This window comes from Paracoccus sp. J39 (assembly GCF_000518925.1).
Classification (GTDB): Bacteria; Pseudomonadota; Alphaproteobacteria; order Rhodobacterales; family Rhodobacteraceae; genus Paracoccus.
The window spans coordinates 1-13,241 of record NZ_JAEN01000031.1 but is presented as its reverse complement, the minus strand read 5'-3'; the positions used below and the strand labels follow the sequence as shown (position 1 = coordinate 13,241).

Genomic DNA, 13,241 nt, shown 5'->3' with positions numbered 1-13,241 from the left:
GCGCCAGTGCCCACGCGACGGTCGGGATGGACCGTGCCGATGCCAATGCGGCCGGTCCTTTGCCGATACGAACCACCACCCCCGTCTCCTCCTCGCATCCCACCGAATCGTTATATCCATTCAAGCATAACGAAGGGAAGGCAAAGGGTATACTGCGGCATATTGCCCGATGCGACGAAACTCGCGCGCGGGCGGGCGGAAAGATTGCGCCACCGACCAAGGCATCCACTTCAAAAGAAGCTTGGTTCATCAACGCCGTCACCCTGTGCGAGAGGCGCCGTCACAGCGTCGCATCCGCCGCTTGAGAGAGTTGTTCAGGCCGGACTGTTTAGGTGAACAGCTTGTAAGCATCTGTCCACAAATGATTTTATTTCGAACCAGCGCGGACTCCGATCCCGGTTCCCTTCGCTTCCTGTCGCCCCTCACGTCGAACTTGTCCGGTCGCGCCGTTACGATGCATCGGCGTATGTCGCTGTGAAGATCGTTTCGGACAGCCATTTCTTGAACGACGGGTTGTCGGAGAACTGCTTGAACAACTCGGTATGGTCGGAGAGCAGCTCGATCACCGCGCGTTCAAGCGCCTTGTCGTGCTCGATCCGGGCGTTCTGCTTGTCCGAGTTTTTCATGGCGTTCTGATACGCCCTGTCCGCCGAGACTTTCGCGGGCAGCTCCTCTGCAATCACCTTCCCGATCTTGTCCTTGTCCTTCCAATCGATGTTGCCGAACATCTCGTTGAAGACCTTCAGAATATTGCTCAGGAGATCGAGCTCGGGATCGGGCCGGCCGCCGCCCCCCGTGGTCGGCACGGGCCCGATTTCTGCGTCTGCGTCGGGCAACACGATGGCCATGGTTGCCTGAGCTTCGACCCGATAGCTGTCCATGTCGATTGCCTCGAGAATACCCTTTGACAGGTCCGGCTCCTCCGGGGCCGGCAGCTTCGGCGTCAGGAAATTCAGGAAGATCGACAGCTTCTCCCAATCGGCATTGCTGAAGGGAAGGATCGCAGCCAGGAAGCCGTATGTCCTGGTAAACGCCTTCGCCTTGCCCTTGAAGTCGACCTGTCCGTCCTCGTCGAGGTCTGCCTTGTATACGGCCACGCAAGAGTCGAGGATCGGGTCGAGCTTGTCCCGGTCCGCGCCGCCGAGGTAGAGCGCCACCAAGTCCTCCACCTGTTCCCAAGAATAGACCTGGTAGCCGTCCAGCGAGGTCTTCAGATCGTGCAGCTTGTTGGGATCGGTCTCTTCGCTGAGCATCGTGGTCCGATAGTACGGCTCGAAGGATGCCTTGATCGCGTCGAAGTCGTTCATGAAGTCGAGAACAAAGGTATCGTGCTTCTGCGGATGCGCCCGGTTGAGGCGCGACAGCGTTTGCACCGCCTTCACGCCGGACAGCGTCTTGTCCACGTACATCGTGTGCAGCAGCGGCTCGTCATAGCCGGTCTGAAACTTGTCCGCGACAATCAGGAAGCGATACGGATCCTTTTGAATCAGCTCCTCGATCTGGCTGCTCGGAAAGGCGTTCATCGTCGCTTCCGTGACCTTCTGGCCGCCATAGTCATGTTCGCCCGAGAAAGCGACGATAGCTTGGTACGGGCTCTTACGTTCCTTCAGATAGGCTTGGAAGGCGTGGAAGTACTGGATTGCGCGCTGAATCCCGTTGGTGATGACCATCGCCCTGGCCGCGCCGCCGATCTTGCGGTGCGCGATGACCTGGTCGTGGAAGTGATCGACCATGATCTCGGCCTTCTTCCGGATCGCATGGTCATGGGATTCCACATACTTGCGGAGCTTTTTCTGCGCCCGCTTCGTGTCGAACTTGGGATCGTCCTCAACCGTCTTCATGAGCCGGTAGTAGCTGTCAACCGGCGTGTAGTGCTTCAGCACGTCGAGGATGAAGCCCTCCTGAATCGCCTGCTTCATCGTATAGCTGTGGAAAGGCACGTGCTTGACCTTGTCGTCCTGCGGGACCGGAGCGCCGAATACCTCCAGCGTCTTATTCTTTGGCGTCGCAGTGAACGCGAAATAGCTGGCGTTCGGCAGCACCTTCCTAGCTTCCATCAGACGGTTGATGGCGTCCTCGACCGTCTCGTCCTCCTCCTCGGCGCCATTCGCCGCGAGCGCGATGTTCATCTTCGCGGCAGTGCGACCGCCCTGGCTGGAATGGGCCTCGTCGATGATGATGGCGAAGGTTCGCCCACGGTGCTCGTCGCCGATCTCGTCGAGAATGAAGGGGAACTTCTGCACCGTCGTAATGATGATCTTCTTGCCGGCCTTCAGGAAGGCGCGCAGGTCGCCGGACTTTTCGGCGTGGCCCACGACGGATGACACTTGCGCGAACTGTTTGATCGTGTCCCGGATCTGTTTGTCCAGAACACGCCGGTCGGTGACCACGATGACGGACTCGAAGGTCGTCTTTCCGGCCGTCTCCAAGCCGATCAATTGATGGGCAAGCCAGGCGATCGAGTTGCTCTTGCCCGAACCGGCCGAGTGCTGGATCAGGTACCGCTTTCCGGCCCCTACGGCTTCGGCATCGGCCAGCAGCTTGCGCACCACGTCAAGCTGGTGAAACCGCGGGAAGACCTGCTTCGGCGGCTTCTTCTTGCCACGCTCGTCGACCTCCTCGACCACCTGCGCGTAGTTCTCAAGGATGTCGGTGAGGTTCCGCTTCGTCAGATACTCCTTCCACAGGTAGTCGGTCTTCAGCCCATGAGGGTTCGGCGGATTGCCCGCGCCGTCGTTCCAGCCCTTGTTGAACGGCAGGAACCAGGACGCCTTGCCCTTCAGCTGTGTGCACATCCGCACCTCGTGATCGTCCACGGCGAAGTGGACGACGCAGCGGCCGAACTGGAACAGTAACTCCTTCGGATTGCGGTCGCGCTTGTATTGCTCGATCGCATCCTCGACCGTCTGCTTGGTCAGGCTGTTCTTCAACTCGAAGGTGGCAACCGGCAGGCCGTTGATGAAGACCGCCGCGTCGAGCGACAGCTTGGTGGCGTCCTTCGAATAGCGCAGCTGGCGGGTGACGCTGAAGATATTCGCGGCGAACAACGCCTCGGCCTTGGCGTTGCCCGGGGTCGGCGTGCCGAAGAACAGCTCCACCGAGCCGGGGCCGTGCTTCACGCCGTTGCGCAGCACGTCGATGACGCCGCGCTTGGCGATCTCGCCCTGCAGTCGGTGCAGGAACTGCAGCCGCTTCGGTCCATCCTCGCCGATGCCGAGCGCCTCGACAGCCTCGGGCTGTGTCGCGTTGAGGAAGTCGAACAGCTTCGTCAGGTCAACGGCGTGGTCCCGGTCGAAATCCTTCGAAGCCCCGGCGACGTAACCCGCCTCGTCAATGAGCGAGCGGACGATGAGGGCTTCGAGGCCTTTCTCGCTGGTGTCCGTCGTCATCAGCCCGCCTGCAATGCACCGGCATCGATCCAGCCCTTCTTCTGAAGGACCTCCGCCGCCAGTGCGACCTGCCTCGGCGAGAACTGTTTCTTGCGATCATTCCACCCGTAAACCTTGGAGACCGCCTCATTGATCGAGTGCGGGGACTCGTGCGTGATCACCCAGTGGACCGTTGACAAAAGCTCAAGCCCGAATGGCGTCTCGAAGCCTTCGACGAGGCTGGCCACCTTGTCGAAACGGGCCCGCGTGTCTGGATGCTCTTCGAGGAATTCGTCGGCGTCCTTCACCGCTCCCGGCACAAGCTCGAGCTGCTTGTTGGGCGCATCGCCCCCGTCGCGGTAGCCGGAGACGAAATATCCCTCGATCTCGCGCAGGACGTGGGTCAGGTTCTCCGAATACGGGCCGTATGGACCCTTCACCACCCGAAGCCGCTCCATCGACGGCTCGCCACTGACTTTCATGAAATACATGAGCTTGTGCACCTCAAGCAGCGTCACGAACGGATCCAGAAGCCCGCTGAGGTAACGGTCCATCAGGCCGACCAGCGCCGCACGGCCGGGGGTCATGTTCGGGGCCGTCTGCCGCCTTGCCATCCGGGCCGGTTCCGGGGCGCCATTCGGCTGGAAGATGATGACATGCAGGTCGCTGAAGCCGCGCAGCGCCTCTTCGATCCTTGGCCGGACCTCATTCCAGTCGAGGCCGCCCAGCCCGCTGCCAAGCGGGGGAATGGCGATTGACCGAATCTTCCTCTCCCGAATGACTCGCTGCAGATCCTTCAGCCCCGCGTCGATGTCCTCCATACGGCTCTTGCCGCGCCAGTGGCGCTTGGTCGGGAAGTTGATGATGTATCGCGGGCTGGTCAGCTGGCCGGTCTCGAAGACGAACATATGGCCCGGCCGGACTTCCTCACGCTTGCAGGCTTGCTCGTAGGCACGGAAATTCTCCGGGAACGCGTTCTTGAACTGAAGCGCGATCCCTCGGCCCATCACGCCGACGCAATTCACCGTATTCACCAGGGCGTCGGCATCGGCGGCCAGAATATCGCCCGTCTTGTATTCGAACATCGCTGCCTCCCTCCCCATCAATAGTACCAATCCGGCTTGATTTCGACATGCGGCTTATGGCCCGCCGCCTGCAAGGCCGCCCTGACTTGCCCGTAGACCTGTTGCGACCTTACCCCGATCCGGGTCACAAGCTGCCATGGAAAAGCCCGTTCCATGAGAAATTCCGCCTGCTTGCCTTCCTTGACCGAGCGCGAGATGCCGTTCCCCGCCCAGCGGTTCGTCTGGACCGCGTCCCAGTTGATGGCGTCAAGCTGCTCGAGGTCGGCCCGGTCCTCGAAGTAATAGGCCCCGGCGTTCGACAGGGTGAAGGCCCAGCGGGACCGGTTCTGATTCGCCCAAGCGACGCTGTCGCGCAGGTCGGCCTCCAGATGGACAATCGGCCCCTGGCCGCCGCGATAGGCAAGTTCGGCATGGTTCGCGCAATGGATCAGGTAGAGCATGATCGAGCGCGGGCAGAAGTAGAAGGGCACGCAGCCGCCGACACGCAGGCCGGGATGGCTGGAAAGCTCGAGCTCGTTCAGCCGCCGTTCCTTGATGCTGGTCATCCCGATGGTGGTGCCCATGGCCGGGTTGGCCGCCGCGCGCCGGACGATCTCGGCATCGCACAGCAGACCGCCCTCGGCGATGATCGAGGGCAGCCGGTCCACGTGCACGATGTGATAGATTTTCGGGGCGGCGGGTGGCGGCATGGTCAGTCCTCGGCCTCCGCCAGTTCGTCCGTGTCCTCGGCGTTCAGGTCCTCATCCAGCGCGTCGTCCTCGTCGATGACCGGCTCGTCGGCGGGCGTCGTGATCTTGATGTGACGCACGTCCAGCTTGCCGGTGACGACATCGGCAATCAGGCGCTCGCGGTATTCCATGACGAGCGAGATTTCCGATTTCGCTTTCTCGATCGTCTGATTGATCTTCTGGGTTTCGAGTTCCACGAAGGCGAGGACGCGTCGCTGCTCTTGCAGATCTGGGAGGCCGAACATGAACTCCCGCATGAAGTTCAAGGGCACACGCTGCTGGCCCGCTGCCCCAGTCATTGCCATTTCGCCATCACGACGGAACGCGTGCAGCATCGTCACCTGATACAAAAAGCCGGGGTCGATTTCCGGGTTTGCTCTCAACACCACGAACTCTGTCGTGCCGAAGCCAATCTCGGTGTCGAGAGCGCCTAGATACGCGCCCTTCCCATTCTCGAAGCATGGCGTGATCTTGGCGACCACAACGTCATGCCGCCTAAAATAGGTGTATCCGCTCCGCAGGTCCGCGACCTTGCCACGCGCGCTACAGTCAACCTCACCGGCGACAGAAACGTTCTCCATGGGCAGGAAGACGACCTCATCGTCGTCGTCAAAATCCGTCGAGCTTTCCGTTCTGGAGGGGTTGAAGGAAGCAACCTGCTTGACCTTTCGAACCTCCCAATGCGCCGGAACCTCGGGCATCCAGTCGATGCCGGTGGGCTTCATCGGGGCGGCGGGGTTCAGGCCGCGCGTGACGGCGCGGTTGATGATCGCCTGCTTCTGCTCGTTCAACAGCCCGATCAGCCGCCGCTTGTTGCGGATCAGGCGGCGGACGCGACGATCATAGGATCTAACGAACTCGACAATCTGCCGCTGTTCGTCCTGCGGTGGCTGCGGGACATGAATGGCCCCGAAGCGATCCGAATAGAGGCGCAGGAAACCCGACATGCCGGTTCCAAGCCCTTTCGACTCCTGACGGAATTTCGCGCGGTAGATGTTCGTCTTGAAAAGGTTGATGAAGTAATCGGGTTCCATCGGCTGGATGGGCTGGAAAACCGCGTAGTCAGGACTCACCAGCCCGTCTTCGTGCGCCACTGCGAACATGCCGTTCGACGCTTGCATCCGGTTCAGGACCATCTGCCCCGCGCGAATGCGCTTGTATCCCTTCAATTCGTCAGGCGTGACCGGCTTGGTCGAAACCTTGGCATGCGGGATCAGGCCATGAGCCTGACGCAAGGATAGCAAGGTCTCCGTCCCCGTGTCGGTCCGGTCGTCGATTTCGCGAAAGAGGTATTTCCCGCGCCGCACATCCCAATGCGACGGGATCGCGCCGAGCCAAGGCAACCCGCTGTCGCGACAGGAGGCGTAGGGGGCAAGTCCCCCACGCTCCGCCGACGGCGCCACGGCAAGCGCGCGCGCCCTCATGCGCCCCGGCCTCCTACCAGCACGTCCTCCAGCAGGCCATCCGTCTGCCTCTCCAGCGCGCGGATATCCGCCTCGATCTGGTCGAGCGTTCGCAGCGGCTGCGGCTTGTAGAAATGCCGGGTGAAGCTGATCTCGTAGCCGATCACCGTCTTCGAGGCGTCGATCCAGGCGTCGGGCGCATGGGGCAGCACCTCGCGCCGGACGAAGGCCTCGATGCCGCCATCCTCAAGGAACGGCACCTGTTCGGTGTCCCGCAGGTCGGTATCCGGCTCGTAATCCACGACAACCGGCTTGCCATCGATGGTGGTGCGATAGCTGCCGTGCAGCGCGTCGTGGTCGATGTCGGCGCCGGCTTTCGGCTTCGCGACCCTGCGGATGACCGGCGCCGCCTCGGCCGCCTTGACCCCCAGCGCCGACATCAGCAGCTTCTGCCGCTTGGCGGTCATCCGGATGCCAAGCCCGGCGGCGGCCGCCTCGGCCTGCATTGCGAACCGGTTGAAGTCGAGATGCGGGCCGGCGCCCGCATGGTCGGCGACCGCCTCGACCGCGCGCGCCAGATCGTCCTCGCCCACATCGGCGCAGGCCCTGCGGAAGCGGCGCAGCGCAGCATCCGTCAATTCGACCTTCAGGCGCAACGGGCGCTCGATGGTGACCTTCCAGTAGCCGAACGCCGCGTTGGGGAAGATTTTCGACGTCTCGTCCTCGCGGCCCTGCATGAAGGCGTCGGTGATCCGGCGAAGATCGTCGGGCCCCAGTTCGCAGTTCTTCTTGCCAAGGTTCTTGCGGAGCGGCCTGAACCAGGACGTGGCGTCGATGAGTTGCACCTTGCCGCGGCGGTGTTCTGCCTTGCGGTTGCTGAGCACCCAGATGTAGGTCGCGATCCCGGTGTTGTAGAAGATGTTCAGCGGCAGGGCGACGATGGCCTCCAGCCAGTCATTCTCGATGACCCAGCGCCGGACATTGCTCTCGCCCGACCCGGCGTCGCCGGTGAAGAGCGACGATCCGTTGTGAACCTCGGCAATGCGGCTGCCGAGGGGCGACGCGGTCTTCATCTTGCTGAGCATGTTGGCCAGAAACACCATCTGGCCGTCGCTCGAACGGGTGATCAGGCTGAACTCGGGGTCGCCACCATGCTCGATCAGGAAGCGGGGATCGCGGATGTCCTTCTTCCCGCCCATGCGTTCGAGATCGGTCTTCCACGATTTGCCGTAGGGCGGGTTCGACAGCATGAAGTCGAACTCGTGGGACGGGAAGGCATCCGACGAGAGCGTGGAGCCGAATTTCATGTTCTCGGCTTCGAGCCCTTCGCCCTTCAGGATCAGGTCGGCCTTGCTGATGGCGAAGGTCTCGGGGTTGACCTCCTGGCCATACAGATGAACCGAGACCTCCTTGCCGTGGTCGGTCGCGAGCCTGGTGAATGTCTCCTCCGCCACGGTCAGCATGCCGCCGGTGCCGCATGCCCCGTCGTAAACGAGGTAGGTGCCCGACTGGATGTCGTCGGCGATCGGCATGAAGATGAGATGGGACATGAGCTCCACCACGTCGCGCGGGGTGAAGTGCTCGCCGGCTTCCTCGTTGTTCTCTTCGTTGAAGCGTCGGATCAGCTCCTCGAAGATCGTGCCCATCGAGTGGTTGTCGAGGCCCGGCAGGCGAACGGTGCCATCGGCGTGCAGCACGGGCTTCGGACTGAGGTTGACCGATGGATCGAGAAACTTCTCGAGCAGGAAGCCGAGCGCGTCGGCTTCGACCAATGTCGGGATCTGATTGCGGAACTTGAATTTGTCCAGCACTTCCTGGACGTTCGGGGAGAAGCCATCGAGGTAAGCCTCGAAATCCGCCTTCAGCTGCTGGCGACGCGCGCGGGATGTGAGGTCGCGCAGGCGGAACTGCGAGGTGTTGTAGAACGCTTCCCCGGACGCCTGGCACAACGCGGCGTGCTGATTGGCAACTCCAGCCTTGTCGAGCTGTGTCTTCATCGCGAGCACGGCGTCCTTGGTCGGCTCCAGCACCGCGTCGAGACGCCGAATAACCGTCATCGGCAGAATGACATCCCGGTACTTTCCCCGGACATAGACGTCGCGCAGGATATCATCGGCGATGTTCCAGATGAAATTGCTGATGTTCAGTTCACTCAATGCCCGCCCCCGGAATTATCTTGCGCAGCCTGCTTTTGTTGATCGATCCATGCATCCAGATCGGCCCTCTTGAAGCGCCACGCGCCTGCAACCTTGAAGCCGGGCAGTTCACCCCGCTTGGCCAGGCGGTAGACCGTCTTTTCATCGACGTTCAGGTAACCAGCGACGTCGCGAACAGTCATCGCGGGTTCGGGCTGCATAACCATCCCTGTCCTCTCGAAGATTTCGGAGATCCTAGCAGGGGAAGCCGGGGTAAGCCAGTCCATCAGTGCCCATTCCTGTCACTGCTTGTCATCAAGGGGCACTTGCGCTTCCACCCCAGTGGGAACGGCTCCATCAATCGCCCCAGCGTCACCGCCGGTCCCTGCCGCCCGTCGAGAATGGCCTCCACGATGTCCGGCGCGAGGAGCGTCAGTCGCAGAAGCCGGGTGACGTAGGACACCGCGATCCCCTCACGTTCCGCAAGTTCGGCAATGGTGGCGAACTCGCCCGATTCCAGCATCCGTTTCCAGCGGAAGGCCCGGGCCAGTGCCTTGACGAGGGCATCGTCGGGGCGGCGCTGGGTCGCGGCCCCATCGGGGAGGTGCATCTCCTTGCGCCCGCCGCGCTTCACGATGCGGAACGGCACGCGGAGCGTCACGGTCTCCGGGATCGGAACCCCGCGGGTCATGCAGCTTCTCCGATGTCGCCGGCCAGCATCTCGCGGGCCAAACCGCTGAGCCCGTCGACGCGCAGCCGGACGTTGAGCCCGTCCGTGCCGATGTCCACGCTCTCGACTAGCAGCGCCACGATGCGAGCCTGCTCGGCGGGGAAGAGTTCGTCCCAAAGCGGGTCGATCTGCTGCAGCGCCGCGCGGGCATCGGCCTCGGTGATGTCGTCGGTGTGGGCCCGCGCCGCCTTCCACGTCCCCGCAACGATCTCGGGCTGGCGGAACACGGCGCGCAACTGGTCGAGCACGGCCGCCTCGATCTCGCCCGCAGGGACGCGGCCGACGGGGCACGCCCCCGCGCCGTGCTTCAGCACCGTCTGGCTGACGTAGTAGCGGTAGAGTCTGCCGCCCTTGCGGGTGTGTGTCGGCGAGAACGCTGCGCCGTCCGGCCCGAACAGCAGCCCCTTCAGCAGCGCTGGTGTCTCCGCGCGGGTGCGCGCGGCACGCTTGCGCGGGCTTTCGGTCAGGATGGCGTGGACCTTGTCCCACATCCCGGTGTCGATGATGGCGTCATGCTCGCCGGGGTAGCTCGCCCTTGTGGACCGCCTCGCCGATATAGGCGCGATTGCTCAGCATCCGGTAGAGATATTTCTTGTCGATCCGGTTGGCCGAAGCCTGGGTTGACGGTCACATCCACGCCTTCTCCTTCTTCGAGGCGGTTCCTCAGTCGATCGTCTATGACAACGACCGCTGTCTGGTGGCGAAGATCCTGCCAGACGGCACCCGCAAGCGTGCTTCGCTGTTCAGCGGTTTCCTGTCGCATTACCTGATCCGGGATCGGTATGGCCGCCCGGGCAAGGGTAACGACAAAGGCAATGTCGAAGGCCTGGTGGGCTATTGTCGTCGCAACTTCATGGTGCCGATGCCGGAATTCGCGACCTGGGACGCGTTCAACCTCTGGCTGGAGGAGCAATGCGAGCGGCGCCAGCTCGATGTCCTGCGCGGCGAAAGCGAAACGATCGGCGAGAGATTGCAGCGCGACCTCGCCGCGATGCGCCCGCTCCCGGCGGCACCGTTTGATGCCTGCGATCAGGCGACCGGGCGCGTCTCGTCGCAATCTCTGGTGCGCTACAAGACCAACGACTACTCGGTGCCGGTCGCTTACGGCCATCAGGACGTCTCGATCCGGGCCTATGACCGGGCTGATGGACGTGCTGCCGATCGTCGGCTTCATCCTGCTCTACGTCTTCGCCGCCACACGGGACTATTTCGGGGCGCGTCCCTGGATCGCCGCCCTGGTAACGGCGGGCTTCATTCCCTACGCCGCCGCGACGGTGCCGGTCTTCGCGATGATCCCCGGCCTCGGCTCGTCTGCCAGCTATGCGCCGGTGCCGCTGCTGATTCTGATCTATGCGCTGCTGCTGCGCAGACGCCTGCCGGAAACGGCGCGCGGCCTCGCCGTCGGCGCCGGGATCCTGATCGTCTCGCTGACCTTCCGCACGCTGGATCAGCCCCTCTGCGGCGCCCTGCCCTTCGGCACGCATTTCCTGTGGCATGTCCTCAATGCGGTGATGCTGGGCTGGATGATCGAGGTCTGGCGCCGGCATCGGTCGCGCTGATCCCGGATTCCGGCAAGTCATTGCACGACGCCGGAACGCGCCGCTCTACGCCACCCTGCCCTGCCGCACCCCGGCCCATGCCATTCACCGCCGATTATTCCACAGCGATTTCCATTGCTTATGCGGATTTCGGCGCCGATGCTGGCGATTATGACCTTGCCAGCCTCCCGAACCCAGGCCACGATGACGCGGAGCGAACGCGAGGCGCTGCTCGACGCCCTGCTGCTCGGCGCGCCGGAACTCGGCTTCACGCCCCGCGGCAATCCCGACCCGCGCCTCGTCAGACTGGTGCGCCTGCTGGGCAGGCAAGCCGCCAGGGACAATTTCGAGGCGCGGAAAAAGACCAGGGAACCCGGCGCCTCCTGATCCGACAGGGAGAGCCGCCGTGAAGGTTGCCGTCTACGCCCGCTATTCGTCCGACCAGCAGCGCGATGCCTCGATCGCCGACCAGTTCCGCATGTGCCGGCTGCGGGCCGAGAAGGAAGGCTGGCAGGTGGTCGAGGAATATTCCGACCATTCCATCTCCGGCGCCAGCATGATCCAGCGCCCCGGCCTCCAGGCGCTGATCCTGGATTCCGCGCGCGGCCGCTTCGACATGGTGCTGGCCGAGGCTCTGGACCGGATCAGCCGGGACCAGGAGGACATCGCCGGCATCTACAAGCGCATGCGCTACGCCGATGTGAAGATGTTCACCCTGTCGGAGGGCGAGATCAGCGAATTGCATGTCGGGCTGAAGGGCACGATGAACGCGCTGTTCCTCAAGGACCTGGCCGACAAGACCCGGCGTGGCCAGCGCGGCCGCGTCGAGGCCGGCAAATCCGGCGGCGGCAATGCCTACGGCTACGATGTGGTCAAGAAGTTCGACGGCAACGGCGAGCCGATCCGCGGCGACCGGATGATCAACGAGGCGCAGGCCGAGGTCGTGCGCCGCATCTTCCGCGACTACGCCGCCGGCAAATCGGCCAAGGCCATCGCCGTGGCATTGAACAAGGACGGCATCCCCGCGCCCTCGGGCGGCGACTGGGGCTTCAGCACCATCAACGGCAACCCGCGGCGCGGCAATGGCATCCTCAACAACGAGATGTATGTCGGCAGGATCGTCTGGAACCGGCAGCGCTTCATCAAGGATCCCGATACCGGCAAGCGCCAGGCGCGTCCCAATCCGGAAGAGGACTGGGTAATCCAGGAGGTGCCGGAACTGCGCATCCTCGACGACGATCTCTGGAACGCCGTGAAGGCGCGGCAGAAGGACAATACGGTCGCGCGCGACGCGCGCGGCAACGCCGACGTCCGCAAGGTGAACTACCGCCGGCGGCCCAAATACCTGTTTTCGGGGCTGACCAAGTGCGCCTGCTGCGGCGGCGGCTATTCGGCGATCTCGAAGGAGCTGATCGGCTGCTCGACGGCGCGCAACAAGGGCACCTGCGACAACCGGATGAACATCCGCCGCGACGAGCTGGAATCTCGGGTGCTGAACGCCCTGCGCACCCGCCTGGTCGACCCCGACCTCTTCGCCGAGTTCTGCGACGCCTATACGAGGGAGACCAACCGGCTGCGCATGGAAAGCGGCGCCGGCATCGACAAGGCCGAGGCGGAACTGAAGCGGATCGCCCGCGAGGAGGAGAAGCTGATGGATCTCTACATGCGGGACGCCATCTCGATCGAGGCGGTGAAGGAGCGCGGCGACAAGCTGCGCGCCCGCAAGGCGGAGCTGCAGGATTTCCTGGCCAGTACCGACGAGCCCCCGCCCCTGCTGCATCCCTCGATGGCGCTGCAATACCGGGCGCGGGTGCAGCAGCTCTACGAGACGCTGCAGAGCGACGACGAGACGCAGCGCATCGAGGCGGCGGAGATCATCCGCTCGCTGATCGACCGGATCGTGCTGACGCCGGGGGAGGATCGGATCGAGATCGACATTCAGGGCGATCTTGCCGGAATCCTTACGCTTTCCGCGCAACGCAAAAACCCCGCGGCGGATGCAGCGGGGTCGCAAGTAAAGATGGTTGCGGGGGCAGGATTTGAACCTGCGGCCTTCAGGTTATGAGCCTGACGAGCTACCGGGCTGCTCTACCCCGCGGCATTTTTTGCGGATCGTTCTGATACGCACTGCTTCGTTCTTGAGAGACGGATCGCTTCTTTTCAGGTCTGGCGGTGACCTACTCTCCCACGTCTTTTGACGCAGTACCATTGGCGCGACGGCACTTAACGGCCGAGTTCGGGATGGGATCGGGTG

The 13,241-nt window shown here is 63.1% G+C and carries 8 protein-coding genes, 1 tRNA gene, 1 rRNA gene and 3 pseudogenes; 3 read left to right on the top strand and 10 right to left on the bottom strand.

From position 1 onward, the window contains the following. Positions 1–449: 449 nt before the first annotated feature. The 8 genes and pseudogenes from L632_RS0119990 to L632_RS23240 form a co-directional block, all read right to left on the bottom strand. A complete protein-coding gene (locus tag L632_RS0119990; RefSeq protein ID WP_036698973.1) occupies positions 450–3,389 on the bottom strand; it encodes a type I restriction endonuclease subunit R in 2,940 nt (979 codons plus the stop codon). Then, complete coding sequence (locus L632_RS0119985; protein WP_028717458.1) at positions 3,389–4,453, bottom strand: macro domain-containing protein; 1,065 nt, start codon at positions 4,451–4,453, stop codon at positions 3,389–3,391. Before L632_RS0119985 ends, L632_RS0119990 begins: the two co-directional genes overlap by 1 nt. Positions 4,454–4,470: 17 nt before the next feature. After that, positions 4,471–5,142: a DUF4433 domain-containing protein gene (locus L632_RS0119980; RefSeq protein WP_028717457.1), complete on the bottom strand. Its 672-nt coding sequence runs from the start codon at positions 5,140–5,142 to the stop codon at positions 4,471–4,473. Between the two features lie 2 nt (positions 5,143–5,144). Beyond that, positions 5,145–6,605, bottom strand: a complete 1,461-nt coding sequence (locus tag L632_RS0119975; RefSeq protein ID WP_051476507.1) for a restriction endonuclease subunit S — start codon at positions 6,603–6,605, stop codon at positions 5,145–5,147. Further along, positions 6,602–8,740: a class I SAM-dependent DNA methyltransferase gene (locus L632_RS0119970; RefSeq protein WP_028717455.1), complete on the bottom strand. Its 2,139-nt coding sequence runs from the start codon at positions 8,738–8,740 to the stop codon at positions 6,602–6,604. The genes L632_RS0119975 and L632_RS0119970 overlap by 4 nt, the downstream gene beginning before the upstream one ends. Further along, complete coding sequence (locus L632_RS0119965; RefSeq protein WP_232221010.1) at positions 8,737–9,006, bottom strand: helix-turn-helix domain-containing protein; 270 nt, start codon at positions 9,004–9,006, stop codon at positions 8,737–8,739. The genes L632_RS0119970 and L632_RS0119965 overlap by 4 nt, the downstream gene beginning before the upstream one ends. Continuing rightward, complete coding sequence (locus L632_RS0119960; RefSeq protein ID WP_028717453.1) at positions 9,006–9,410, bottom strand: hypothetical protein; 405 nt, start codon at positions 9,408–9,410, stop codon at positions 9,006–9,008. The genes L632_RS0119965 and L632_RS0119960 overlap by 1 nt, the downstream gene beginning before the upstream one ends. Next, a pseudogene (locus tag L632_RS23240) lies at positions 9,407–10,055 on the bottom strand (recombinase zinc beta ribbon domain-containing protein); the annotation flags it as partial. The gene L632_RS0119960 and the pseudogene L632_RS23240, both read right to left, overlap by 4 nt. On the opposite strand from L632_RS23240, the pseudogene L632_RS24075 reads away from it, so the two are divergent. The 3 genes and pseudogenes from L632_RS24075 to L632_RS24070 form a co-directional block, all read left to right on the top strand. Next, positions 10,054–10,584 (top strand): annotated as a pseudogene (locus L632_RS24075) (IS21 family transposase); the annotation flags it as partial. The pseudogenes L632_RS23240 and L632_RS24075 sit on opposite strands and share 2 nt — an antisense overlap. Beyond that, positions 10,583–11,008, top strand: a pseudogene (locus L632_RS23235) (hypothetical protein); the annotation flags it as partial. The pseudogenes L632_RS24075 and L632_RS23235, both read left to right, overlap by 2 nt. A 385-nt stretch (positions 11,009–11,393) precedes the next feature. Beyond that, positions 11,394–13,052, top strand: coding sequence for a recombinase family protein (locus L632_RS24070; RefSeq protein WP_084648161.1), 1,659 nt, complete (start codon positions 11,394–11,396; stop codon positions 13,050–13,052). On the opposite strand, the gene L632_RS0119920 is transcribed toward L632_RS24070, so the two are convergent. Both L632_RS0119920 and rrf read right to left on the bottom strand, forming a co-directional pair. After that, positions 13,009–13,085, bottom strand: a tRNA-Met gene (locus L632_RS0119920). The two genes, L632_RS24070 and L632_RS0119920, sit on opposite strands and share 44 nt — an antisense overlap. A 66-nt stretch (positions 13,086–13,151) precedes the next feature. Next, positions 13,152–13,241 (bottom strand): 5S ribosomal RNA (gene rrf / locus L632_RS23650); the annotation flags it as partial.